This window comes from Tistrella sp. (genome assembly GCF_002684955.1).
GTDB lineage: Bacteria > Pseudomonadota > Alphaproteobacteria > Tistrellales > Tistrellaceae > Tistrella > Tistrella mobilis.
Map to the genome: position 1 here is coordinate 1 of NZ_NYWI01000079.1, position 25,141 is coordinate 25,141.

Consider the following 25,141-nt stretch of genomic DNA (forward strand, 5'->3'; position numbering starts at 1 on the left):
CGCGGCGGCCCGACGATCTGGTCGATCACGACTGCCTGGGCTTCAATTTCCGCCGCGCCGCCGCGGTCTGGCCGATGACGGTGGATGGCCGCAGGGTCGCGCGCGAGGTGGAAGGCCGGATCCAGGTCAGCGACGGCGAGACCATGCGCTATATGGCCCGGGCCGGGCTGGGGCTGGCCCGGCTTGCCGAATACCATGTCCGCGACGACATCGCCGCCGGCCGGCTGGTCACCGTGCTCGACGACTGCCTGGCCGACAGCGAGGTGGTGCATGCGGTCTATCTTGGACGGGAGCGTGCACCACGACGGATCGAGGCCTTCCTGGATCATGCCGCGCCGCGCCTGCGCGAGCGGCTGCGGCAGGGGTGATGGCCCGCGGCTTTTCATGGTAGGTTCGACTTCTTGCACTCGTTTTCGGCCGAGGTTCCGACAGCCCATGATCCGCCGCATCCTGCTCATCACCGCCGACAGCGCGCCCGGCACGCTCCAAAGCAGCAGCTGGGGCACGCATCCGATGGGGCTGCTCTATCTGGCGGCGGCGGCCCGCGAGGCGTTTCCGGGGGTGGAGATCCGCATCTTCCAGACCCTGACCGATCCGGATTACGAAACCACGCTGCCGCAGCTTCTGGAGTCCTTCGACCCGGACCTGATCGGGCTTCGGGCGTTTTCGCTGTTTCGCGACGGGTTCTCGGCGCTCTCGGCGATCGTGCGGCGGGTTCTGCCGGGGCGGCCGATCATCGGCGGCGGCCCCCATGTCTCGGCGGATTTCGAGTTGCTGCTCAAGACCGGCGAGATCGATCTGGCGGTGCTGGGCGAGGGCGAGGAGACCTTCGTCGCCCTGCTGGAGGCGCTGAACGGCGATACCGGCCGGAACGGGGGCCTGCCCGTGGACCTGGCCGGCACGGCGGTCCTGACCGGCGGCCGGGTGCAGCGCAACGAGAAGCGGGTGCGGATCCGCGATCTGGATGCCCTGCCGATGCCGGCCTATGATCTGATCGACCTGACTAAATTCGCCGACATCAACAATGCCGCCCATGTCTGGCCGCGGCATTGCGCCTATATCGAGGCCTCGCGCGGCTGCCCCTATCGCTGCTTCTATTGCCATATCGCGCCCGAGACCGCGACGCATCAGCGCTCCCCCGCATCGGTGGTGGCCGAGATGCGCAGGCGCCGCGACGAACTGGGGGTGGAGGCCTTCCACTTCATCGACGACATCTTCAATTTCCCGCGCCCCCATGCCAAGGCGGTGCTGCGCGAGATTGCGAAGGAACTGCCCGGCGTCCGGCTGCATTTCCCGATCGGCCTGCGCGCCGACCTGCTCGACGACGAGATCCTGGATCTGTTCGAGGCCGCCGGCACGGTGATGATGGCGCTGGCGGTGGAGACGGTGACCCCGCGCCTGCAGCGCTTCATCGGCAAATATCTGAAGATCGAGCGGGCGCATGCGATGATCGACGCCGCCTCGCGCCGTTTCGTCGCCACCACCTTTTTCATGGCCGGCTTCCCGACCGAGACCCGCGAAGAGGCCCAGGCGACCATCGATTACGCCGCCTCGCTGGAACATCTTTGTGATCCCACGCTCAACATCGTGCGGATCTATCGCGGCACGCTGCTCTGGGATCATCTGGCGCCGACGCCCGACCAGGCGGAGCGGCTGACCGCCCAGACCCGCCATGCGACCACGCCGCGCATGTTCTCGCGCCAGCCCTTCCTGTTCTACGGCGACATCTTCGACCGCGAGAAAGTGCCGCTGACCAGCGAGGATGTGGCGGAACTCCGGGTCGACTGGCTGCGCAAGGTGCAGTTCAACCCGCGCCGGATTTTGAACGCCCATGCCCGCATGCGGCATTTCTTCCCCGAGGCGGAGGTGGTGCGGACCTTCCGCTCGTGGCTGAACGACGACCGCTTCGATGCCACCAAGCTGCAGCGCATGATCGATTTTGCCCGCACCACCCCGCCGACCGAAGTGGTGCCACCGCCCTTCGCCCGGCAGGCCGCCCCGGTGAAGCTCAGCGCCTGAAAGGGGGATGTCTGGCCGGATGCGTCAGGCCGTCTCGTCGATCCGGATCGGCAACAACGGCGGGGTATAGTCGGCAAGGGCGAGGCTCCAGACCGTCGCCTCCTCGGGAAGTGCCGGGATACCGGAACCGTCGGAAGGGGAGGGGGCGGCGTGGGGCCAGGCCTCGGCCGGGCAGGGCGTGAAGCCCAGCCGGGCATAATGGCCGGCGACCAGGGCATTGCGGCCCGAGGGCAGATAGAGGCCGACCAGCCGGTCGATGCCCCGCGCCCGGGCCCGCCCGGCCAGGGCCTTGAGCACGGCCTGCTCCACCCGCCGGTTCAGCACCCGGCAGCTCATCAGCCAGAGATCGATCGCCCAGATACGTTCCGTCGCGCCGGCCCGTCCCGTCGCCCTGGCCGGGCTGCCGTCGGGTCCGGCCACCTCGCGGGTGATCACCACCGAGATGATGCCGGCATCGCCGAAGACATCGGCCAGGCGGATGGCGAAACAGTGCCGGGCCGGGTCGGCCTCGATTGCGGCGAGGCCGGCGGCATCGATCCGGCGGGTGGTAAGGTTGAACTGGTTCGACCGCCCGATCAGCTGTGCGGCACGGGGCCTGGACCGTGCATCGATCGGCGCCAGGGTGAGGCGCATCTCCAGCCCGCGCAGATAGGCTTCGAAATCCTCGCGGCGGGCCGGCGCAGGTGGCGTATCCGGGTTGTCGGCGGCGGCGCGCGCCTGCCGGGTATAATGATCGGCCCGCAACCGGTCTTCGGCCGAGACGGTCACGGTTTCGAACCAGCCGCCGGCCATCAGCGCCAGCGGCATGCCGGCCGGATCGGCCGGCAGTTCGGGCACCGCCACCTGGGGCAGGGCGTCCCGCACCTGGCGGCGCTCGGCCGGGTTGTCGTCCAGCAGAACCAGGGCGTCCAGGCCCCAGCCCAGCCGCCGGGCGATCTCTTCAAGCTGGCTGGCCTTGTCGCGCCAGTCGGCGATGAAGACCGCGATGTCGTCGTCACCCAGCAGCATGTCGGGATGGTCGCGGAAGGGCAGGCGGGCGGTCGCCGCGTCGTTCTTGCTCGCCACCGCCAGCACGATGCCGCGGCGGCGGAGATCCAGCGCCAGGCGCTGAACCGCCAGAAAGGCCTCCCCCTCGGCATCGCCCTGGCCGAGGATGATGCCGTCCGGCCCGTCATCGCCGATCACCCCGCCCCAGAGCGTGTTGTCCAGATCCAGCACCAGGCAGCGGCGGGCCAGCCCGGCCCAGGCCGCGATCAGCCGGGCCAGATGGTCGGCATAAAGCGGCAGCATGGCCGGGGCGATGGCCGATTTCGACCAGTGCCAGTGGCGCGGATCGTGCCAGCGGGCGGTGCCGACCTGGCCGGCCAGGGCATCGACATCCAGCAGCAGCGCGTCCAGCGCCGCGGCCTGGTCCTGGATCAGATGATTGACCCGGTCGATCTGCCGGCGCAGCGAGGCCGCCATCCGCCGCTCCAGATGGCCGAACAGGGCGATCGGTTCCTGCGGCAGGGTCTGGAAGATCAGCGTGGCGCCGGTGGTGGCCGATATTCGCCGGGCGATCTGCGCGATGTGGTCGCCGACCGCCGCCATGGCCGCGTCGTCATCGCCGCTGCCCGCGGCCGGCCAGTGGGGCAGGCGCCGGCGGTCCAGCGCCAGCAGCACCAGATCGACGGGCTGCGCCGTCAGGGGGCCCGCCGGATCGTCCAGCACGCTCATGATCTGGTCGTCGGGGGTGGTGGTGATCTGAAGATCCAGCCCGTGGCGCAGCCCCGCCACCCGCAGAACCGGCGGCAGCAGCGCCGTGGTCGTGTCCGAGAGGATGCAGAGCCGCACCGTCCGGAACAGCGGCGCGCCCCCGGCTTCCCCGATCACCCGATCGGCGAGCTTCGCCACCGGCCCGGCCTGGGCAAGATCCAGCCGGTGCCCGGCCAGATGCCTGAGCCCCTGCAGCCCGGCCATGCGGTCGTCTGCCGCCAGATCCGCCACCGCCCGGGCCCGGTCGCGGAGCCTGTCGGTCAGCACCGGCAGCCAGGGCAGCTGGTCGATCGGGATATCGGTCATGCGGCTGCCGCCTTTCGTTCAGGCCGGGGCCCGATTAAGATCCGTGCCTGCTGTACCATCCGTCGGAAGCTGCCGCCATGATCCTGCCAGACCTGCCTGCCGCCGCCCCCGTGCTTGCCCGCATCGTGGCCGCGGTGCTGGACCGCTGGCCGGAGCACCGCGGCTATCTGGACCGGCGCTTCCGCGACGAAACCCCCGAGGGCCTGGCATCGGCCGAGACCCTGGCCGGGCTGGTCGCGGCCATCGCGGGCGACGACCTCGGCCGGGTGATCGACGGCTATCGCCATATGTGCGGCATGATCAATGACGAAGAGATCCATTTCCGCCGCACCGGCCGCTATCGGTTGTCGAGCTTCGCCGAGGTCGAGGCGGCGATCTATGCCGATCCGGCCTGCATGGCGCCCTATCTGGACGGCATCCTGCTGTCGCAGCTGCTGTGGCGCAACCATGCCGACGCGATCGGCCTGTATCGGCGGCGCTTTCTGGGCGGCAACCGGCCCGGCTATCGCCATCTGGAAATCGGCCCCGGCCACGGGCTGCTGCTGGCCCTGGCGCTGGCCGACCCGGCCTGTGCCGCGGCGGCGGGCTGGGATGTAAGCGCCACCAGCCTCGGCCGCACGGCCGATGCCCTGGCACGCCTCGGCATCGGCCGGGCCGCGGATCTGCGCGCGGTGGATGTGGCCGACGGGCATGCCCTTTCGGGCGCGCGCTTCGACAGCCTGGTGGCGAGCGAGGTGCTGGAACATCTGGAACGGCCCGATCTGGCGCTGGAAACCTTCCGCCGGCTGGCGGCACCGGGGGCGCGGCTGTTCCTGAACGTGCCGGTCAACAGCCCGGCCCCCGATCACATCTTCCTGTTCGAGACCCCGGAAGCCGTGGTGGATATGACCCGCGCCGCCGGCTTCGACATCGAACACACGGCCTTCCTGCCCTCGACCGGCCTGACGCTCGACCGGGCACGAAAGATCGCGGCCACCATCTCGGCGGTGATCATCGCCCGCGCACCCGGCTGATCGCCCACCCGGGCCGCAACCAGGTCGTCTGCTGTCCGTCGCGCGGAGACGAACCTGGATCCCGGCCTTCGCCGGGATGACGGTATAGAGGGCGTGCAGAAGGTCGGCCACGGGAGGAACCGGACAGAGCGGCCGTATGACGTCGTCGGTTCATGTCGGGCGGCGGCCCCGCCATGATCGCCCCGCCCTCACCACCGTCATCCCCGCGCAAGGCGGGGATCCAGGTTCGTTCCCCGACAAAGAACGCCGAACACCCGCGTCCGGCGGTGACGGCCGACATGGCGGCCCGCGAGACCCCTGCCGTCAACTGCCCGCCCGCGCGTCCAGAATGGCCAGCAGGTCGCCGATATGGCGCATGCCGGCGATCTCGCGGGTGGTGAACTTCACGCCGTATTCTGCCTCCACCGCCACGATGAAGCGTATGTGGTTCAGGCTGTCCCAGTCCTCGACATCGGCGGCCGACAGCTCCGGGGTCACCACCAGGTCGGGGAGGTCGAGGATCTCCTGCAGGATCTCCGCAATGCGGGCAAGGCGCGACATGGTGCTGGGCATCTCCCATATGGACCGGTCAGGGGTGGCATGATAGTGGTCACCCCATGACCCGGCAAGGATGCGCCCGTCGTCCGGCGACGACCGGCGCCATGCACGGGTAACCGCGGACAAGGCGATGGCATGATCTTTCTGGAACCGTCCTTCCTGGCGCTTGCCGTCGCCTTCATCGCGGTGACCGCATGGCCGATGCCCGAAGCCTGGTTCCGGCTGGTGCTGGGCGGCTTCAGCCTCGCCTTTCTGGCGCTCTGCCTCGGCCCGGCGCAGATCGCCCTGCTCGGTGGTTTCGTGGCCACGGGCTTCGTCGCCACATATCTGGCCCGCCGGCAGGGCTGGCGGGCGGCGGGGCCGGGGCTCGTCGTCATCCTGGCCGAATTCGCCCTGGTGAAGACCGCGGGCCTCTTGCCGCTGCCGGTGGATCTGGCCGGGGCGGCGGGCGTTCTGGGGCTTGCCTATGTGCTGGCGCGCATGGTGCATCTGCTGGTCGATACCGCCTCGGATCCCGGCGGCACGCCGCCGGTGACAGCGGGGCGCTATCTGCTCTTCACGCTGAATTTCCTCACCTTTCTGTCGGGACCGCTGCAGCGCTGGCCGGATCATCTGGCGGCCATGGCAGACCGGCAGCCGGCGGGGGAGGCGGCGCGGCTGGCGGCGCTGGGCCGGATCCTCCTGGGTTATGTGAAGATCCTGTTCGCCCTGCCGCTCTGCGACGCTCTGCACGACTGGCTGGTGCTGCAGGCGACGGCGCCGGTGATTGCGGGCATCGACCTGGGGGCCCTCGCGGCCCGGCTGCTCGGCCCCGAGGGGCCGGGCGTCGCGGCGGTGAGCTTCCACATCATGGCGGCGACGATCTTCCCGATCCGGCTTTATCTGAACTTCTCGGCCTATATGGATGTCGTGATCGGCATCGGCCGGCTGGCCGGTCTGCGGGTGCCAGAGAATTTCGACCACCCGTTCCGGGCCGATTGCCTGCTGGATTTCTGGACCCGCTGGCATATCACCATGTCGCGCTGGTACCAGGATTACGTGTTCACGCCGCTGGTCACCGCCCTGCACCGGCGCTGGCCCTCACCCCGGGCGATGGAGCTGCAGGCGATGGCCGGCACCTTCGTCACCTTCCTGGTGGTGGGGCTCTGGCACGACGTCAGCCTGCGCTTTCTGGCCATCGGCCTGCTTATCGGCCTGGGCATGATCTGGAACCGGGGCTGGCGTTGGGGCCTGCGGGCGGCGCTCGGTACCGGCGGCTGGCGCCGGCTGAAGGCGCGGGGCTGGTATCGTGCCGTGTCGGCGGTGTCGGCCTATCTGTTCCTGTCGGGCTTCGTCGCCGCCTTCACCTGGCTGTATGGCGGGGCGCCGATGCCGGATATCGCCCCCGGACCCCTGGCGGTGCTGGCGCTTCTGCCGGCGGCGCTCTGGGTGCTGGCGGGCGGGCTGGTCTGGCGGGCGGGCTCGGCCTGGATGGACGGCCGGTTCGTGCCGCGCCGGGTTTCGCCACGTGCCTGTTTCGGTTTTGCCGTCGCCATCTGCGCCCTAGTGATGGTGGCGGCGCTGAAGTCCGAGCCGATCCCGGAGTTCATCTATGCGGGCTTCTGACCGGATGACATGGCTGCGGCGCCATCCGCTGACGGCGGTCGCTGCACTTGTGGCGGCGATCTGGGCGCTGCTGATCGCCGCCTCGTTTCTGGTGCCGGTGCTGCCGGCCGACAGCGGGCAGTACCGTGCCCTGGACAACCGCGCCTACACGGCCCGTGCGCTCTACTGGATCTGTACCGACACCAGCCCCGGGGATCAGCTGATCGTGATCGGCCCGTCCAGCGCCCGGGCCTTTGCCCCTGCCGACCGGGCGGCGCTGGATCCGGGGTCCCGGCATCATCTGATGCACATGGCGGGGGCACCGGTCGACGAGCTGGCGACCCTTGCCGACACGCTGGTGAACTGCCTGCCGCCCGAGCGTGCGGCAAGAACCCGGCTGGTCATCGCCACGCATTATCTTTCATTTCTGCCGCCGATCCCGCTGCTTGCCAGCATTCCGACCCTTGGCCGCTATCTGGAAAACACCGGCGCCTTCGAGATCGGGCCCGACGGTCCGCATCTGGCGGCACGGCTGACGGCGCCGGTGACCGGGCCGGTGCTGCGGCTGATCGAACGGCCGGTTTTTGCCGCGGGCACGGTGGGCGTGGCCGCCTGGCGCCGGATCCATGCCCGGCACTATGCGACGGCGGACCCGCCGCCCGAGGTCAGGGAGACGGCGCAGCGTGGCATGATCGACAGTTTCGTCCGGAATATCGGCGATCGGTCGGTCGATGCCCCCGACAGTCTGGCCCGGCTGGACGCGCTGATCAGGGCCGTGCATCGCCTGCAGGCGGCCGGTATCCGGGTGACGGTGTATCAATCGGTCGAAAGCCGGGCGCTGCGCCAGGCGGTGCCGCAGCTGGCGGCCTTCCGGCGGCTGGAGGCGCGGGCGCTGGATAAGGCCGGGATCCCGCATATCGATTTCGGCGACGAGATTGCCGATGACGAATTCGTCGACGGCGTCCATGCCCTTCAGACCGCGCAGCCGCACTGGTCGCGGCTGCTGCTGCAAAGGCTGGGCGATCTCTGACGGCGGTGCGGTCCGATCCCGGCTTCCGGTCGTGGCCGGGCCGGGTTATGCTGGGGCAATTCATCAGCGACAAGGTGAGCTGACGACATGTGGATGATGTGTGGCACCCGTCGAATTAGCTGCCCGGCCTGACCTTTCAGGCCGGGACATTCGCGCGCGCCGCTCTGTCAGCCATCCGCCGTCGGTCTTCTCTGCGGGATCATGTCCCGCGAGGCCGGGGCCTTGTCCGGAAGTTTTCTGACCCATGTCCTCCACACCCGTCCTGCATCTGCTCTCGGGCAAGATCGCGGCCGGCAAGTCCACCCTTGCCGCCCGCCTTGCCGCCGCCCCCGCCACGGTGCTGATCGCCGAAGACAACTGGCTCGCCCGGCTCTATGGCCCTGACATGACCAGCGTCGCCGATTATGTGCGGTATTCAGCCCGGCTGCGCGCGGCGATGGGCCCGCATGTCACAGACCTGCTCCGCGCCGGCCTGTCGGTGGTGCTGGACTTCCCGGCCAATACCCGCGCCAACCGCACCTGGATGCGCGGGATCTTCGAGGCCGCCGGTGCCGACCATCGCCTGCATCTGATCGACCTGCCCGACGCGGTCTGCCGGGCCCGGCTGCGCCAGCGCAATGCCGCAGGCGGCCATGATTTCGCCGCCACCGATGCCCAGTTCGACCAGATCACCGCCCATTTCGAGCCGCCCCTGCCCGAAGAGGGCTTCCGGGTGGTGGTACATGACGGCGGCCCTGCTTGCGACTGATTGTCAGCCGCACTAGACTGCCCGGATGTGTGCAGCACTGCATCAGCCGGGGAGCAATGCCATGGCCGGCAGCGGTTTCGTCCCGCGGATGGACAGCCGGATCGAAGGGATCCGGGTGATCGGCGATCTGCGCTGTCGCAGCTGGTCGGGCATCGTGGCCGATGTCTGGGAGGTGGACTGCCAGCCCGATGCCTCCGGCACCTATGTGGGCGAACACCCCCGTCTGTTCGTGGCGCTGGAGCGGACCGGCCCGGGCGATTTCCTGGTCGGCCCGCGGCCGGGCCTGCCCGCCACCCGCCCGCGGCTGGCCGGGCGGCTGATGAACTACGTGCCGGCCGGCATGCGGCTTTGGGGCCGGGGTGTGGGCGCGCACCGCCTGCGCCATCTGGATCTGCATTTCGACGTGGCGACGCTGGAAGCGCGCATGGGCGAGGCGGTGGATCCGGAGGCGCTGGAGCGGCCGCGGCTGGGCTTCACCGACGACCGGCTGCTGGCCCTGGCCCGGCTGATCGCGACCGAGGTGGAACGCCCCGATCCGCTGAACGCGCTCTATGGCGACGGGCTGGCGGCGGCACTGTTCATCGACCTGATGGCGCAGCAGCGCCGGGCTGCGCGGCCGCGCAGCCGGCTGACCCCCCGCCAGCTGCGCCGGGTGACCGATTTCATCGAGGCCAATTGCCTGCGCGCCATCCGCCTGCAGGAACTGGCCGATCTGCTGGGGCTGTCGCAATCCTATCTGGGCCAGGCCTTCAAGGCCGCCACCGGCATGGCGCCGCATCACTGGCAGATGCAGGCGCGCATCCGCCGTGCGCAGGATCTGCTCCAGGCGGGGGCGGTGTCGCTGGCAGAGGTGGCCGCCCGCACCGGCTTTTCCGATCAGGCCCATTTCACCCGCGTCTTCAAGCAGGTGGCGGGCACCACTCCCGCCGCCTGGCGGCGCGATCTCGTCTCGTGACGACCTTTATGCGCCGCCGCCGCCATTCGTCGCGAAAACGTTCAAACCCGTCCCGATCCGGTCAATCCCGGCCCTGACTGCGAGTGATATACACTCGCAACTGATCACGCCGGCTGACCAGGGTGACAGGATCAAGGGCGACAGGATCAAGGCATGGGCACCGACCGCATCTCTCCGACCCCCTTCGGGCGCATCTCGTTCAACGGGCGCATCCCGTTCAATCGCAGCCTGAAGGGCAGCGTCGCTCTGCTGGCCCTGCTGGCGGGCATGCCGCTGGCGGCCAAGGCCGACGATGCCGTGGTTCTGCCGCAATTGCAGGTGGAAGACGATCTTCAGACCGCCAACGGCCCGATCGACGGCTATGTGCCGCGGCGCAGCGCCACCGGGTCCAAGACCGATGCCGCGATCACCGAAATCCCGCAATCGGTGTCGGTGGTCGGCCGCCGTCAGCTCGACGACCTGCCGGGCAACAAGGTCGACGAGGTGCTGGGTTATACCGCCGGCGTCAAGGCCGGGCAGTTCGGCACCGACAGCGATACCGACTGGCTGATGATCCGCGGCTTCGATGCCGGGCAGACCGGCGTGTTCATGAACGGGCTCGGTCTCTACCAGTACGGTTTCGGCGGCTATTCGATCGATCCCTTCCTGCTGGAGCGGATCGACGTGCTGAAGGGGGCGAGTTCGGCACTTTATGGCGGCGCCAATGTCGGCGGGCTGATCAACCTGGTCAGCAAGCGCCCGACCGGCGAACGGCTGCGCCATGTCGAAACCGGCATCAACAACTGGGGCAATGCCTTCCTGGGCTTCGACATCGGCGATGCGCTGGATGCGGACAGGTCCTACCGCGTGACCGGCAAGGTCTCGGGCGGCCATTGGGAGACCGACGAAGCCGAGGATTTCCGCGGCGTCATCGCCCCCTCCTATACCTGGGAAGGCGATCGCACCCGCGTCACCCTGCTCGGCATGTATCAGGATCAGGACCAGACCCATACCGGGGGGTTCTGGCCCTATGTCGGCTCGGTGGCACCGGCGGCCTTCGGCCGGATTCCGCGCGATTTCTATTACAGTGAAGAGGATGTCGACCTCTACCGCCGCCAGCAGGCGATGATCGGCTGGGAAGTCGAGTATGATGCGACGGACAGCGTGACCCTGCGCCAGAATTTCCGCTACAGCCGGGTCCACGTCCGGGAGCGCGGCCCCTATCCCTATGGCTGGCGCGTGCCCGGCGCCCCCTATGAGGGGGGTGGCACGGAACCGACGGCCCCCGGCAACGAGCTGTTCCGCATCGGCTTCGAGCACGAGACCACGGTGAATTCGGTCACCGCCGACAACCAGGCCGAATGGCGGGTCACCACCGGGGCGGTCGACCACAAGATCCTGGGTGGCATCGACTATCGCTATTACATGATCGACCATGTCCAGAAGTCGGGCGGGGGCACGCCGATCAGCGTCACCAACCCGGTCTATGGCGCGCCTCAGGGGGCCGCCTTCACCTATCTGGACCAGGAGCTGAGCATGCATCAGCTCGGCGCCTATCTGCAGGACCAGATGCGCATCGACGGCAACTGGATCCTGACCCTGACCGGCCGCTATGACCGGGTCTGGACGAAATCCGATGACGCCTATGTCAGCCCCTGGACGCCCAATGCCTATAACTATAAGGGCGAGGAGGGTGCGTTCAGCGGCCGTGTGGGCCTCGGCTATGAATTCGCCAATGGCGTCACGCCCTATGTCAGCGTGGCGACCGTGTTCAACCCGCAGATCGGTGCCGACCGGCTGGGCACGCCCTTCGAACCCGAAAAGGGGCTGCAGTACGAGGCGGGTGTGAAATACATGCCGAACGGGTTCGACGGCTTGTTCACCGCCTCGGTCTTCGAACTGACCAAGGAAAACGCTCAGGTCCCCGATCCGGTGAACACCAATTACAAGATCCAGCGCGGTGAGGTCCGCTCGCGCGGTGTCGAGCTGGAGGCACGGACGGAGCTGGGCGGCGGTTTCAGCCTGCTGGGTCAGGCGACCTTCCAGGATGTCGAGGTCACGGAAGACAGCAACACGGCGCTGATCGGCAAGACGCCGGTGCTGGTCGCCGATACCAGCGCCTCGCTCTGGCTCGACCACGCCTTCCAGTCGGCCGTGCTCGATGGCTTGAGCGCCGGTGCCGGCATCCGTTATCTGGGCGAGAGCTGGGCCAACGAGGCCAATACGCTCAAGGTGCCGGATGCGACGGTGGTCGATGCCGCGATCCGCTATCGTCAGGCAGGCTGGGGCGTGTCGGTCGATGTGGTCAACCTGCTCGACAAGGAGTATGTCAGCGGCTGTGGCTCGATCTATCAATGCGGCTACGGCCCCGGCCGCACCGCGACACTCACCCTGTCGCTCGACTGGTGACGGAGACGAGATGACCGATCAGCCCCCCGGCCCCCCGGCCCTCTACGACCTCGACGGCGTGACCATCGCCGTCGATGGCCGCCCCATCATCGACGGGCTGAGTTTCAGCCTGGCGGCGGGGAAGGTCTATGCGCTGGTGGGGCCGAACGGGTCGGGCAAGAGCACGCTGATCCGGGCGCTGGCCGGGCAGCAGAGGCCGGCTGCCGGAGAGATCCGGTTGCAGGGCCGGCCGGTCGGGGCCCATGACGCCCGCGGCTTCGCCCGGCTGGTCGCCTATATGCCGCAATTCACCCCCGCCGCCGAGGGCATGACGGTGGCGGAACTGGTGGCGCTCGGCCGGTTTGCCTGGCATGGCGCGCTCGGCCGGTTCACAGTCGCGGATGGCGACAAGGTGGCGGCGGCGATGCGGGTGACCGGGGTTGCGGGCTTCCGCGACCGCATGGTCGATGCGCTGTCGGGCGGCGAGCGTCAGCGGGTCTGGCTGGCGATGATGCTGGCCCAGGACACCGCAGCCCTGCTGCTCGACGAGCCGACCTCGGCGCTCGACATCGCGCATCAGGCCGGCATGCTGGGGCTGATCCGCGACCAGGCCCGCGCCCGCGGCCAGACCGTGGTGATGGTGCTGCACGACGTGAATATGGCGGCGCGCTTCGCCGACGAGATCCTGGCGCTGGCGGCGGGCCGCATCCTCGCCCGCGGCCGGCCCGACGCGATCCTGACGCCCGATGTGCTGGGCCGGATCTATGGCCTGCCCATGGGCATCTTTCCGCATCCCGATACCGGGGCGGCGGTCGCCTATGTCCGCTGATCTCTCCCGCCGCAAGCTGATGGTCGCGGCCGCTGCGGCACTCGCCGTCTGCGCAGGCGGGCGGGTGCGGGCAGCCACGCCCGAACGTCTGGCGGTCATAGACTGGGCGCTGCTCGAAACCGTGCTGGCGCTCGGCATCCAGCCGGTGGCGGCGGCCGAACTCCGCCAGTTCCGCGAAACCGTGGTCGAGCCGCCGGTGCCCGATGGCGTCGCCGATCTGGGCCTGCGCGGGGCGATCAATTTCGAACTGTTGCGGCTCGCCAAACCCGATCTGATCCTGAATTCCGCCTTCCATGCCTGGGCCGATCCCAATCTCGCCCGCATCGCACCGGTCGAGACGATGTCGATCCATCGGCCGGGCGTGGCGCCTTATGGCGTGGCCGCGGCGGCGACGCGTGCGCTCGGTGCGCGGCTCGGCCGGGCGGCGGCCGCCGAGGCCGTGATCGCCGACACCGCCGACGTCATCGCGACGGCCGGGGCCGCCGCGCGTGCCGCCGCCGACGGCCGCCCGGTCTTTCTGGTCACCCCCGGCGATGCCGCCCATGTCAGCGCCTTCGGGCCAGATTCGCTGCCGGGCGAGGTGGCGGCGCGGATGGGGCTCGCCAATGCCTGGGGGGCGGAGACCCGCTATAGCGGCACCGCGCCGGTCGGTATCGAGGCGCTGGCCGCCCGGCCCGAGGCCTGGATCGCGCTGATGGCGCCGATGCCGCCCGACACCCTGCGCCGGTTGGGGCAGGCGGCACTCTGGCAGGCCCTGCCGGCGGTGCGCGAGGGTCGCGTGCTGATCATCGACCCGATCAACCCTTTCGGCGCCCTGCCGACCGCCGCGCGCTTCGCCCGCCTGCTCGCCGCCGCCATGGTGCCCCATGGCTGAGCGGCTTCGCCTGTTCAGCCCGGGCGCGCTGGTCTGGCTGGGGGTCGCGGCCGTGGCGGCGCTGCTCTCGGGGCTCGCCCTCGGCCGCAGCTTTTCAGCCGATCCGGCGCTGGACGCGATCATCCGCCTGGATGGCGTGGCGCCCCGGATCCTGGTCTCGATCCTGGCCGGGGCGGCCCTCGGCTTTTCGGGGGCCCTGCTGCAACGGGTGCTGCGCAACCCGCTGGCGGAGCCGGCCACCCTCGGCATCGCCTCGGGCGCCCAGCTGGCGCTGGTGCTGGCGACGATCCATGCGCCGCTCTGGCTCGCGACCGGGCGCGAAGCCATCGCCGCGACCGGAGGGCTTGCCGCCGTCGCCCTGGTGCTGGTGCTGACCTGGCGGCGCGGGCTGGAACCGGTGTCGGTCGTGCTCGCCGGCATGATGGTCACGCTGATCGCAGGCGCGATCGCCGCCGCCGCGATCCTGGCCGATGGCCGCTATATGATGTCGCTGTTCATCTGGGGCGGCGGCTCGCTGGCGCAGCAGAGCTGGGGGCCGGCCATGGGGCTGGCGCTCCGGCTTGGCCTTGCGGTGGTCGCGGGCGCCCTGCTGATCCGCCCGCTCACTTTGTTCGCGCTGGATGACGGCGCGGCGCGCAGCCTGGGCCTGTCGCTCACCCGGGTGCGGCTCGCCGCCGTCGCGGTGGCGGCGGGGCTTGCCGCCTCGGTGGTCTCGGAAGTGGGGGTGATCGGCTTCGTGGGGCTCGCGGCCCCGGCCCTCGCCCGGGCGGCGGGTGCGCGCAGCCCTGCCGGCCAGCTGGTCTGGAGCCCGGTGATCGGTGCGGTGCTGCTCTGGGCGACCGATGGCGCGGTGATGCTGCTCGAAGCCCGGGGCATCGCCGGCCTGCCGACCGGGGCTGCGACCGCGCTGCTCGGCGGGCCGCTGCTGCTCTGGCTGCTGCCCCGGCTCAGGATGATCGAGCGCCCGCCGATGCGCGACCGCACCGCGCGGGATCTGCATCATCCCCGGCCGCGTCTGGCACTGGCCGGGCTCTTTCTGCTCGCCCTGGTGCTGGTCCTCGCCGGCCTGACCCTCGGCCGCGGACCCCAGGGCCTCCATCTCGCCACCGGCACGCTCTTCGCCGACCTGCTGCCCTGGCGCCTGCCGCGGGTGATGGTCGCGGCCGCGGCCGGCGCCATGCTCGCGGCAGCCGGCACTGTCATGCAGCGGGTCACCGCCAACCCGCTCGCCAGCCCCGACGTTCTGGGGGTGGGGGCCGGGGCGGGGCTGGGGCTCGCTTTGGTGTTGCTCGGTCTCGACCTGCCCTCGACCGCTGCCCGGCTCGCCGGCGCCGCGGCGGGGTCTGCCGCGGTGCTCGCCTTCATCCTGGCGATCGCCGGCCGCTCGGGCTTCGGCGCCGAACGGCTGCTGCTCGCCGGGCTCGCCACCGCGGCGCTGGCCAATGCGGTGCTGGTGGCGGTGATCGCGACCGGCGGCTTCCGTGCCTTCGAACTGCTGGGCTGGCTGGCCGGCTCCACCGCCGCCATCACCCCCGGCGATGCCAGGATCGCGGCGGGTGCCGCCCTGCTGCTGATCCTGCCCTTAGGGCTGGCCGGCCGGGTTCTGGCCCTGCTGCCGCTCGGCGCCCCGGTCGCACAGGCCGCAGGGCTGACGGTCGGCCGGGCCCGCTTCCTGCTGGTGCTGCTCTCGGCGCTGCTGACCGCGGCCGCCGCCCTTCATGTCGGCCCGCTCGGCTTCGTCGGGCTGATCGCCCCTCATGCCGCCCGGCTGCTCGGCCTCAGGCGGCCGCTGGCCCAGCTGGCTGGCGCCGTCCTGATCGGCATCTCCCTGATGGTCGCGGCCGACTGGCTCGCGCGCATGGCGGCCTTCCCGTACCAATTGCCGGTGGGCCTGTTCGCGTCCATACTCGGCGGCCCGTATCTGGTCTGGCTGCTGGGGCGCGGAAGACACCGCCGGTCCTGAAGGCACCGTCTTCGCACGGCCACCTCTTCCCGCGCCACTCCGCCAACCGCAACGTGCCTGGGACCCTCCCCCCGATGCTTCGACAGTTCTTCGCCTATTACGCTCCCTATCGCGGCCTGTTCCTGCTCGATTTCGGCTGCGCGGTCCTGGCCGGCCTGCTGGAGCTGGGCTTCCCGATCGCGGTCAAGTTCTATGTCGACGAGCTGCTGCCCGGCGGCGACTGGGGCTGGATCATCGCCGCCGCCGTCGGCCTGCTGATCGTCTATCTGCTCAACACCGGGCTGATGGCGGTGGTCACCTATTGGGGCCATATGCTGGGCGTGAACATCGAGACCGAGATGCGCCGCCGCAGCTTCGACCATCTGCAGAAGCTGTCCTTCCGCTTCTACGACGAGAACAAGACCGGCCATCTGGTCGGCCGGGTCACCAAGGATCTGGAAGAGATCGGCGAGATCGCCCATCACGGGCCGGAAGATCTGTTCATCGCGATCATGACCTTCATCGGCGCCTTCCTGCTGATGATGTGGGTCAATGTCGATCTGGCCCTGCTGACCGCGGCGGTGGTACCGCCGATCATGTGGGTCGCGACCCATTACGGCAAACGCATGGCCGGCAACTGGGACGCGCTCTATGGCCGGGTCGGGGATTTCAACGTCCGGATCGAAGAGAATGTCGGCGGCATGCGCGTGGTCCAGGCCTTCGCCAACGAGGATCACGAGCGCCGGCTCTTCGCCCGCGACAACGACCGCTACCGCTCGACCAAGCTTGCCGCCTATAAGATCATGGCAGCCAGCATGTCGCTCAACTATATGAGCATCCGGCTGATTCAGCTGGTGGTGCTGATCGCGGGCGCCTATCTGGTGCTGAACGAGCAGCTTTCCTATGGCGGCTTCGTCGGCTTCCTGCTGCTGGTCGGCGTGTTCGTGCGGCCGATCGAGAAGATCAATGCGGTGATCGAGCTGTATCCCAAAGGCATCGCCGGCTTCCGTCGCTATCTCGACCTTCTGTCGACCGAGCCCGACATCGCCGACCGTCCGGGCGCCCGGCCGGCGCCGCGGCTGGCGGGCAATATCCGCTTCCGCGAGGTCTCGTTCTCCTATGGCAGCCGGCCGGTGCTCGACCGGGTCAGCTTCGACATCGGCGCAGGCGAGACGGTGGCGATCGTCGGCCCGTCGGGCGCCGGCAAGACCACGCTCTGCTCTCTGCTGCCGCGGTTCTACGATGTCGACGCGGGCGCGATCATCGTGGACGGCATCGACATCCGCGACATGACGCTTGCCTCGCTGCGCGGCCAGATCGGCATCGTTCAGCAGGACATGTTCCTGTTCGGCGGCACGATCCGCGAGAACATCGCCTATGGCCGGCTGGGCGCGACCGAGCCCGAGATCGTCGAGGCCGCCCGCCGTGCCCGGCTGATGGATCTGATCGAGAGCCTGCCCCAGGGGCTGGACACGGTGGTCGGCGAACGGGGCGTGAAGCTGTCGGGCGGGCAGAAGCAGCGCATCGCCATCGCGCGCATGTTCCTGAAGGATCCGGCGATCCTGATCCTCGACGAGGCGACCTCGGCGCTCGATACCGAAACCGAGCGCGAGATCCAGAAGGCGCTGGCGGAACTCTCGGTCGGCCGCACCACCCTGGTCATCGCCCACCGCCTCGCCACCATCCGCGGCGCCGACCGCATCCTGGTGGTCGACCGGGGCGGCATCGCCGAACAGGGCGCCCATGACGAACTGCTGGGCGCGGGCGGGCTTTACCGGCGCCTCCACGAGGCCCAGTTTGGAAGTTGAAGCTTCGGAAGTTGAAGCTTCGGAAGCTGAAGCACTGCCAGCGCCGCCAGCACGCAGGCGACACCCAGGATCTGGGGCAGGCTGACCGCCTCCCCCAGCACCAGCGCGGCGAGGGCCACGGCCGAGACGGGGGCGAGCGCCGTGAAGGGCGCCGCCTCCGCCCCGCTCACCCGGGCGGCACCGGCATACCAGAGCACGAAGCCGATCACCGTCGGCACCAGCGCGTACCAGGCGACACCCAGCAGCGCCGCCGTCTCCGGGACGGCCGCCCAGGGCCGTTCCAGGATCAGCGCCGGCAGGCCGGCGGCGATGAAGCCCAGCCCGGTCATCACGGTTGAAAGCGCGAGCGGCGCGATCGGTGTCCGCAGCCGCTTGTTCAGCAGAATGAACACCCCTTCGCAGACCACCGCCCCCAGCACCAGCAGGTTGCCGGCCAGCGACGACGTGCCACCGTCCCCCGCGCCACGCCCATCCGCACCACCACCGGCCACCGCCATCATGCCCGCCGCGGCAAGCGCGATCGCCACCAGCAGCCGCCGCCCGGGCCGTTCGCCCAGCACCAGCACCGCGATCATGGCGGTCACCACCGGCAGGGTCCCGATCACCACCCCGGCATCGGCGGCGGAGGTTCTGGCGAGGCCTGAGATCAGCAGCGTGGTATAGCCGACACTGCCGGCCCCCGCCTGCACCACCAGCACCGCCAGATCGCGCGGCGCCGGCCGCGGCAGCCGCACCCCCTGCCAGCGCATCAGCAGCAGAAACACCGGAAAGGCGAGCGCAAAGCGCAGCGCCGTGGCGGTGAACGGCCCCATCCCGCCAGACGCTCCCCCGCCGCCAAAGCCCCCGCCGGCAATGACCCTGGAGGCGATGACCGTGGTGCCGACCAGCACCATGGCACCGGCCAGACAGGCAAACCCGACCCGGCGATCGGCAGGGCTGGTGTTGGCCGGGGGGCTATTGGCAGAGGTGGTGGTCATGGGCGGCACGCATCCTGAACGGTGGCGGGATCGCCAGAGGATGCGCGGGGCGGGCGGGGGTGGTCTTGAACGGAATTGCGGCGATCGCTTCGGCGGTGGCTGGCGCCAATAGGCCTCGACATTCCGACCACGATAAAGGATGTCGATCACGGTCAGGCGATCGACGTCGTGACGATATGCGATGGTGACACGCCGCTCGAAAACCGCGACCCGTAGCCCCGGCATGACGTCGCTGCGGTTCCGCCCCAGCCGGGGGAAGGTTGCCAGCAGCCCACAGAAATCGTCGATGCGTTGCAGGTATCCGCGAGCGCGCTCTGGCCCCGACGCTTCGGCAATGTAGCCATAGAGCGTCGTCAGCTGGCGTCGTGCATTCGGGGAATAGACGTGGCGGTACACTCAGCCGCCTTCAGGCGGGCGAGGTAGTCGGCGTGGATGACGTCGAGAAGATCTTCCGAGGACACGGCCTGATCAGGGTTGTCCAGATACTCTTGCCAGGCCCGGGGCACGTCATCATGCAGCCAGCGTTCGACATCCTCGTCCCACGCCAGTAGGGCGCGTGCGCTCGCTTCGAGGAAATCATCCGCGGAGCCGTACCGCCCCGTGTCGATTTCCTTGTCCATCGCGGCAGCGACATCAGCCGGGAGATTGACTTCAAGTCGTCGTGTGTTGGCCATGTGTACCTCCGATGCAAGAAGGATCGGCTTTCGCCGCGACATTTTCAAGCGGTGCGGCCCCCGTCCCAGGGGTATCGTATTCGGCGGAGGACTGAGCTTGCGAGCCCGTCGAACCATCCGGCCCGCTTCCCATGAGGCAATCAGGGGCGGCCGACCAGCACCATTGCACCGGCCAGGCAAGAAAATCCGGCCCGGCGCCCGGCCGGGGGCGTTTTGAACGGAATTGCGGGGCTGTTCACCCGCAGGGTCTGGTGTGCCATAATCTGCTGACTCAGCAATGCCGGGGGTCAGTATGGCCGAGACCACCTTTACCTTTCAGGTCGATGAAGGACTGAAGGATGCGTTTGCCGAAGCGGCGAAGGGCAGTGATCGTACCGGCGCCGAACTTCTGCGTGACTTCATGCGGGACTATGTTCGAGACCAGGTCGAGGCTGCAGCCTATGACCGGTGGTTTCGGCGTGAAGTGGAGGCGGCCATCGCCGAGGCTGATGCGGGCAATGTCGTATCCAGTGATGATGTTGAAGCTGATGCCGAGATTTGGCGGGCAGAAATCCGGCGCAGGTTGAACGGCGCCGCTTCGTGAAAATTGTCTGGACGCCCCAGGCACTCAGAAGCCGACAGGAAATTCGTCGCTACATTGCTGCTGATGATTTGGCAGCTGCACTTGTGCTGGACGAGCTTTTCCGAGCAAAGGCGCTCCAGTTGGTGCTCTATCCATCTCTGGGACGGCCTGGTCGTGTCCATGGCACACGCGAGTTGATGGTCCATCGCAACTACATCCTGGTCTATCAGCTGAGCGTTGATTCGGTTCGGATATTGCACGTGCTGCATGCCGCGCGCCGCTGGCCTCCTGGGTCGCGCTGACGCCGTTCCGTCATACCTCTTTCCCCGCCCAAACCCCCGGCGTTGCACCCAGCCGGCGGGTCATGTGGCGGGGCATGTGGCTCTGGTCGGCGAAGCCCGCGGCGGCGGCGGCTTCGGCGAGCGGCGTGCCGGTGGTGATCAGGCGGCGGGCGAGCTGCACGCGGCGTTCCAGAACATAGGCATGGGGGGTGAAGCCGGTCGCGCGGGTGAAGCTGCGGATCAGCTGGAAGCGGCCGGTTTCGGCGATGGCGGCAAGCCCCGCCAGATCATGGGCGGCGGCGGGGTCGTCGTCGATGGCGGTGCGGGCGCGGGCGATGCCGGGGGGGATGGTCGGGCGGCCGGCCGGCACCAGCAGGCCGCCCAGAAGATCGGCCAGCAGCACGGTCAGACGCTCCTCGCGGGCGAGGGGGCCGGCGGTGGTCGCCTGTCCAGCGGTGGTCGCCTGTGTGGTCAGGCTGTGGAAGGCGGCGAGGAAGCGCGCGGCGGTGGCCGGGGCGGTGGCGGCCGGGTGGTGGAATTCGGCATCGCCCGACCGCAGCAGATCCGCCGCCGCCTCTGCCAGCACCGGCGGGTCGATATAGAGCATGCGCCAGGCGCGGCCGGCACCGCCGATCGGCCAGCCGTCATGCACCTCGCCCGGGTTGACCGTGATCACATCGCCCGGCCCCGCTTCCACCGGCCCGCGGCCGCTGGCCGAGCCCTGGGCACCGCGGGTGATCACGCCGATGCCGAACTGGTCATGGGTGTGGCGGGCGAAGCGGCGGGTGGTTTCAGCCGTCACCGCCTCCACGCCGGGCAGGGCTGTGGCAAGGCGGCGGAAGCGGGGGGCGGGCTGCGACATCGGGCAGAGACCTTGCGGGCAGTCGGGGCACCCATAGTCTCTCAGATGGAAGACCGGCCCGGCTAGTGGGAGGGTGACCAGCGCGATGCATCGCGCCAGGCCGCCACGGCGCCGATCAGTGCGGCCGCGGCGGCCGCGCCCGCAACCGCGCCGAAGCCGATGCCTTCATAAGCCAGGCCCAGCAGCAGCGGCCCCAGGAAGACCGCCGTGTAGGTGACGGCCGAATGCAGCCCCATCACCGCCCCGCCGGCCCCGGCCGCGCGGCGTGACAGCAGCAGCACCAGCATGTTCAGCCCCAGATGGTTGACCATGCCCCAGATCGCGGCCACCGCAAGCGCGGTGGGGAAGCCGTGCAAAGCGGGGTCGAGGATCAGATAGACCCCGGCGATCGCCACCATCACCCGCGGCAGCAGCCGCGCCGGGCCGATCCGGTCGATCAGCGGTGCCGCCAGGCTGGCGAGGCCGAAACCTGCGCCATAGGCCAGCACGAACAGGCCGGCGGTGCCGGCATCCAGATCCAGCGCCCGGCGGAAGGCATCGCCCACGAAGGCATAGCAGCCGTAGAAGGCGCTCATGAAGGTCAGGCACACCACCAGCAGAGAGGCCACTCCCGGCCGGCGGAGGGTGGCGAGCGGCGAGGCGACCCGGGCGCGCCTGGGTCCGGCGGTGTCGCGCGCAGGCCCTGCCGGCAGCCGCCGGCAACCCAGGCAGGTGGCGGCTGCGATCACCGCCAGCACGACATAGGCGACCCGCCAACCGGCCAGATCGGTGATCGCGGCCGAGGCCGGCACGCCGGCGACCAGAGAGATCGCCCAGCCGTTCAGCACCCGGCCCAGCACCCGCGCGCCCCGTGCCGCGCCGCCCAGGCTGGTGGCGGTGGCATAGATCGCCGGCAGCAGCATGCCGGCGGTGATGCCGGCCAGCATCTGGGCGGCGGCCAGCACCGGCCAGGCCGGGGCGGCGGCGCTGGTGGCAAGGGCAAGCGCCATCACCGCGGTGGTGGCCACCAGCACCGGCCGCGCGCCGAACCGGTCGACGGCCGTCGACAGGAACAGCGCCGAGATCGCGGTTGCGGCGCCATAGGCCGAAATCACCCGGGCGATGGTGACGGTATCGGTGCCGAAATCGCGGGCGACATCGATCAGGATCGGGCTCAGCAGCAGGGCGTTGGAGCCGACGGTGACCACCGCCGCGATCAGCAGGCCGATCAGGCCGCCGGAGGGCGGTGTGCCGGGAGGGGGGGCGTCGGGGGCGGTGTCGTCCATGAAGGTCTCTCTTCCGGCCGGGGAGGGGCGCGCTCCGGCTGTCGCACACCCGCCGCCTGCGCGCAAGCCCCGCCGCAACCGGCCGGGGCGGCCCCGCTTTCCCTCCCGGCCGCTTTCACTCTATGATCGGCGGCCGTCCCCGACCCCGGTTCCGACGGTGCCGGGCGGGGGACCCAGATCAGACCCGGACCGGAGTTGATGCGCGTTTTTGCAATCTCGGACCTGCATGTCGATTACGACGAGAACGACCAGTGGGTGGCCGGGTTGTCGACCGCCGATTACGTCGACGATCTGCTGATCCTGGCCGGCGACGTCTCCGACATGCCGCAGCGTCTGGGCCGCACGCTGGAACGGCTGGCCCTGCGGTTCCGCACGCTGATCTATCTGCCCGGCAATCACGAGCTGTGGGTGGTGCGCGACCGGGCCCATGAGGATTCATTCGCGAAGTTCGACGAGGTCCGCCGCATCGCCCATGAAAGCGGCGCGGTGCAGCAGGTCTGGCACGGCGCCGGGCTCCGCATCGTGCCGCTCTATGGCTGGTATGATTTCTCGTTCGGCGAGCCCTCGCGCGATCTGCGCCTGGCCTGGACCGATTTTCGCGCCTGCCGCTGGCCCGAGGGCATGACGCCGGCCCTGATCACCGACGCCTTCCTGGCCCGCAACCCGGCGCCGGTGGCGGCAGCGCATGCGGTAACCATCACCGTCTCGCATTTCCTGCCCCGCATCGACGTGATGCCGGATTTCATCCCGCCGGCCAAACGCATCGTCTACCCCGTGCTCGGCACCCGCAAACTTGAGGCACAGCTGCGCGCCTGGCGGCCGGTCACCCATGTCTACGGCCACAGCCATGTCAACCGCGACCAGGTGATCGACGGCGTGCGCTATGTGAACAACGCCTTCGGCTATCCGGGGGAGACGCGGATTGCGGCGAAGCGGTTGCTGTGCCTGCACGAGACCTGATTTTCTTGACTCTTGATTGATCAAAAGACCGTCATTTGACCAGATCCATCAACCCCGCCACCACCGGCCCGTAATCGCTGCCGGAGGCGCGCAATGCGGCCTGGATGGTCGGGCGGTCGGTGGGTTTGTTCTGGCTGAGCTTCTGCATGCAGTCGATCCGCTCCACCTGGATGCGGAGGCCGACGACGCCCTGGATCAGCCGGTCGACATGGGGCTCCGGCGCCGCATCGAGGGTCCAGCCGGTGGCGCTGCGGGCCTCGAAGGCGGCGATCTGGCGGTGCATCAGGTCGAGCAGGCCGTCGCGGTCGTCGATGACCGTCAGCCGGCCGCGGATCTGCAGGCCGACATAGTCCCAGGTCGGCACGTTGACCGGGCTTTCATACCAGGCGGGCGAGATATAGGCATCGGGGCCGTTGACCACCAGCAGGGCCGGCATGCCGGTCGACAGCGCCGCCGCATGGGGGTTGCGCCGGGCCATATGGGCGGCGATGGTGAGGCCGGTCAGGTCTGCCGCGACCGCATCGTCCTCGGTCATCACGGGGCCTTCAGTGATCACCGGCAGCGAGGTGGCGAGCGGCACCCCGTCGGTGCCTGCGGTCACCAGCGTGCCGAAGGGGAAGCGGGTCAGCCAGCCCAGAATGGCGGCGGGGTCGTCGGTGCGGTAATGGGCGGGCACGTACATCGCGGGCGGCATCCATTGGAGGAGGGGCAATGTGAATATTGTATTTTGATATCATGAAAGTCACAATAGCCGCGATATCCCCCTCCGACCGGAGTTTCCCCGCATGACCGACGACGCCCTCGACCCTGCCCTGAAGGCGATGCTGAAGGCCGCCGCCGAGGCTCCCGCCGGGCCGAGCATCCGCGACCTGCCGGTGCCCGAGGCACGCGCCGCCTATCGCGAGCGCTATCTGATCCGCGGCATCCGGGCACCCGAGGCGCCGGTCGCCATGACCGAACATGTGCTGGAGCTGCCGGACCGGGTGATCGATGCCCGGCTCTACCGGCCGGCGCGGGCGGGCGATACCCCGGCACTGCCGCTGGTGATCTATTTCCACGGCGGCGGTTTCGTGGTCGGCGATCCGGCGGCCTATGACAACCAGTCGCGCTGGCTGGCCGACCGGCTGGGCGCGCTGGTCCTGACCCCGGATTACCGCCTGGCGCCGGAACATCCCTTCCCGGCGGCGGTCAAGGATGCCTGGGACGTTTTCACCCTGGTGGCCGGCGATGCCGCGGCCTGGGGCGCCGATCCGGCCGCGATCGGGCTTGCGGGCGACAGCGCCGGCGGCTGCCTGACCCTGGTCACGGCACTCACCGCCCGCGACCGCCCGGAAGGCCCGCAGCCGGTGGCGGGTCTGGCCCTTTATCCCGTGACCGATTTCCGCCCGAACGCCGGACAAGACGTCGGCTACCCGTCGATGGCGGCCTTCGGCAGAGGCTATTTCCTCGACACCGCCACCATGGACTGGTTCTGCGATCTGCTGCTGACCGGCACCGAAGACGCCCGCGACCCCCGCGCCTCCCCCCTGCTCTGGCCGGATGTCGCCGGCACCTGCCCGATGGTGCTGGCCACGGCCGGCTTCGACCCGCTCTCTGACCAGGGCGACGCCATGGCCGAACGTCTGGCGGCGGCCGGCGTGCCGGTCGACCATCTGCGCCTGCCCGACATGATCCACAATTTCCCGGGCTATGCCGGCCTGTCGGCGGGCGCCGAAGCGGCCTTCGCGCGGGTGGTGGATGCCTTCGGGGCGCGCCTCCTCGGGCGGACGCGTGGGTAAGCCGCGCCATCGATG

Annotated in this window: 23 protein-coding genes and 1 pseudogene; 16 read left to right on the top strand and 8 right to left on the bottom strand. The window is 69.5% G+C overall.

The features are described 5' to 3' along the window. Together CMO28_RS26805 and CMO28_RS26810 are read left to right on the top strand one after the other, a co-directional pair. Positions 1-368, top strand: a 368-nt coding sequence (locus CMO28_RS26805; protein ID WP_296719716.1) for a LysR substrate-binding domain-containing protein, incomplete at its 5' end; no start/stop codon positions are given. 67 nt (positions 369-435) lie between these two features. Beyond that, positions 436-2,019, top strand: coding sequence for a B12-binding domain-containing radical SAM protein (locus CMO28_RS26810; RefSeq protein ID WP_296719718.1), 1,584 nt, complete (start codon positions 436-438; stop codon positions 2,017-2,019). 24 nt (positions 2,020-2,043) lie between these two features. On the opposite strand, the gene CMO28_RS26815 is transcribed toward CMO28_RS26810, so the two are convergent. Next, entirely contained in the window at positions 2,044-4,080 is a 2,037-nt protein-coding gene (locus CMO28_RS26815) for an HAD-IIIC family phosphatase (RefSeq protein WP_296719721.1), read from the bottom strand. Positions 4,081-4,157: 77 nt separating this feature from the next. On the opposite strand from CMO28_RS26815, the gene CMO28_RS26820 reads away from it, so the two are divergent. Beyond that, entirely contained in the window at positions 4,158-5,093 is a 936-nt protein-coding gene (locus CMO28_RS26820) for a class I SAM-dependent methyltransferase (RefSeq protein ID WP_296719722.1), read from the top strand. A gap of 303 nt (positions 5,094-5,396) precedes the next feature. Here CMO28_RS26820 and CMO28_RS26825 read toward each other — a convergent pair whose 3' ends face one another. Further along, positions 5,397-5,633: an acyl carrier protein gene (locus CMO28_RS26825; RefSeq protein WP_296719725.1), complete on the bottom strand. Its 237-nt coding sequence runs from the start codon at positions 5,631-5,633 to the stop codon at positions 5,397-5,399. Between the two features lie 132 nt (positions 5,634-5,765). Here CMO28_RS26825 and CMO28_RS26830 point away from each other — a divergent pair, with 132 nt between their 5' ends. The 9 genes from CMO28_RS26830 (at position 5,766) to CMO28_RS26870 (ending at position 17,767) form a co-directional block, all read left to right on the top strand. Further along, a complete protein-coding gene (locus CMO28_RS26830) occupies positions 5,766-7,235 on the top strand; it encodes an MBOAT family O-acyltransferase (protein WP_296719728.1) in 1,470 nt (489 codons plus the stop codon). After that, entirely contained in the window at positions 7,222-8,244 is a 1,023-nt protein-coding gene (locus CMO28_RS26835) for a hypothetical protein (RefSeq protein ID WP_296719731.1), read from the top strand. The genes CMO28_RS26830 and CMO28_RS26835 overlap by 14 nt, the downstream gene beginning before the upstream one ends. Positions 8,245-8,488: 244 nt before the next feature. Then, complete coding sequence (locus CMO28_RS26840; RefSeq protein ID WP_296719734.1) at positions 8,489-8,992, top strand: AAA family ATPase; 504 nt, start codon at positions 8,489-8,491, stop codon at positions 8,990-8,992. A gap of 61 nt (positions 8,993-9,053) precedes the next feature. Continuing rightward, entirely contained in the window at positions 9,054-9,947 is an 894-nt protein-coding gene (locus CMO28_RS26845; protein ID WP_062768349.1) for a helix-turn-helix domain-containing protein, read from the top strand. Positions 9,948-10,100: 153 nt separating this feature from the next. Further along, entirely contained in the window at positions 10,101-12,335 is a 2,235-nt protein-coding gene (locus CMO28_RS26850) for a TonB-dependent siderophore receptor (RefSeq protein WP_296719739.1), read from the top strand. Between the two features lie 10 nt (positions 12,336-12,345). Next, positions 12,346-13,143 carry an ABC transporter ATP-binding protein gene (locus CMO28_RS26855; protein ID WP_296719743.1) on the top strand — a complete coding sequence of 266 codons (798 nt, stop codon included), beginning with the start codon at positions 12,346-12,348 and terminating at the stop codon, positions 13,141-13,143. Next, complete coding sequence (locus CMO28_RS26860) at positions 13,133-14,017, top strand: ABC transporter substrate-binding protein (RefSeq protein WP_296719746.1); 885 nt, start codon at positions 13,133-13,135, stop codon at positions 14,015-14,017. The genes CMO28_RS26855 and CMO28_RS26860 overlap by 11 nt, the downstream gene beginning before the upstream one ends. Beyond that, a complete protein-coding gene (gene fhuB, locus CMO28_RS26865) occupies positions 14,010-15,980 on the top strand; it encodes a Fe(3+)-hydroxamate ABC transporter permease FhuB (RefSeq protein WP_296719749.1) in 1,971 nt (656 codons plus the stop codon). The genes CMO28_RS26860 and fhuB overlap by 8 nt, the downstream gene beginning before the upstream one ends. 74 nt (positions 15,981-16,054) lie before the next feature. Next, on the top strand, positions 16,055-17,767 hold the full coding sequence (locus tag CMO28_RS26870) for an ABC transporter ATP-binding protein (RefSeq protein WP_296719754.1): 1,713 nt from the start codon (positions 16,055-16,057) through the stop codon (positions 17,765-17,767). Here CMO28_RS26870 and CMO28_RS26875 read toward each other — a convergent pair. The 3 genes and pseudogenes from CMO28_RS26875 to CMO28_RS26885 form a co-directional block, all read right to left on the bottom strand. Further along, complete coding sequence (locus CMO28_RS26875; RefSeq protein WP_296719846.1) at positions 17,731-18,744, bottom strand: DMT family transporter; 1,014 nt, start codon at positions 18,742-18,744, stop codon at positions 17,731-17,733. The two genes, CMO28_RS26870 and CMO28_RS26875, sit on opposite strands and share 37 nt — an antisense overlap. Positions 18,745-18,924: 180 nt before the next feature. Next, a pseudogene (locus CMO28_RS29800) lies at positions 18,925-19,140 on the bottom strand (type II toxin-antitoxin system RelE/ParE family toxin); the annotation flags it as partial. Then, positions 19,098-19,418 carry a ribbon-helix-helix domain-containing protein gene (locus CMO28_RS26885; RefSeq protein WP_296719756.1) on the bottom strand — a complete coding sequence of 107 codons (321 nt, stop codon included), beginning with the start codon at positions 19,416-19,418 and terminating at the stop codon, positions 19,098-19,100. The gene CMO28_RS26885 and the pseudogene CMO28_RS29800, both read right to left, overlap by 43 nt. A 292-nt stretch (positions 19,419-19,710) precedes the next feature. Here CMO28_RS26885 and CMO28_RS26890 point away from each other — a divergent pair, with 292 nt between their 5' ends. Together CMO28_RS26890 and CMO28_RS26895 are read left to right on the top strand one after the other, a co-directional pair. Then, positions 19,711-20,001 carry a CopG family ribbon-helix-helix protein gene (locus CMO28_RS26890; RefSeq protein ID WP_041606870.1) on the top strand — a complete coding sequence of 97 codons (291 nt, stop codon included), beginning with the start codon at positions 19,711-19,713 and terminating at the stop codon, positions 19,999-20,001. Then, positions 19,998-20,282, top strand: coding sequence for a type II toxin-antitoxin system RelE/ParE family toxin (locus CMO28_RS26895; protein ID WP_296719761.1), 285 nt, complete (start codon positions 19,998-20,000; stop codon positions 20,280-20,282). Before CMO28_RS26890 ends, CMO28_RS26895 begins: the two co-directional genes overlap by 4 nt. A 10-nt stretch (positions 20,283-20,292) precedes the next feature. On the opposite strand, the gene CMO28_RS26900 is transcribed toward CMO28_RS26895, so the two are convergent. Together CMO28_RS26900 and CMO28_RS26905 are read right to left on the bottom strand one after the other, a co-directional pair. Next, positions 20,293-21,123, bottom strand: a complete 831-nt coding sequence (locus CMO28_RS26900; protein WP_296719765.1) for an AraC family transcriptional regulator — start codon at positions 21,121-21,123, stop codon at positions 20,293-20,295. A 62-nt stretch (positions 21,124-21,185) separates the two neighbouring features. After that, positions 21,186-22,388, bottom strand: a complete 1,203-nt coding sequence (locus CMO28_RS26905) for an MFS transporter (RefSeq protein WP_296719767.1) — start codon at positions 22,386-22,388, stop codon at positions 21,186-21,188. A gap of 198 nt (positions 22,389-22,586) precedes the next feature. On the opposite strand from CMO28_RS26905, the gene CMO28_RS26910 reads away from it, so the two are divergent. Beyond that, the gene (locus tag CMO28_RS26910; RefSeq protein ID WP_296719774.1) at positions 22,587-23,348 is read left to right on the top strand and encodes a metallophosphoesterase; all 762 of its coding nucleotides are present in this window, start codon (positions 22,587-22,589) and stop codon (positions 23,346-23,348) included. Positions 23,349-23,379: 31 nt separating this feature from the next. Here CMO28_RS26910 and CMO28_RS26915 read toward each other — a convergent pair whose 3' ends face one another. Then, positions 23,380-24,030 (bottom strand): FMN-binding negative transcriptional regulator, encoded by a 651-nt coding sequence (locus tag CMO28_RS26915; RefSeq protein WP_296719777.1) that lies wholly within the window; start codon positions 24,028-24,030, stop codon positions 23,380-23,382. 103 nt (positions 24,031-24,133) lie between these two features. Here CMO28_RS26915 and CMO28_RS26920 point away from each other — a divergent pair, with 103 nt between their 5' ends. After that, entirely contained in the window at positions 24,134-25,126 is a 993-nt protein-coding gene (locus tag CMO28_RS26920; RefSeq protein WP_296719780.1) for an alpha/beta hydrolase, read from the top strand. Positions 25,127-25,141 lie beyond the last annotated feature (15 nt).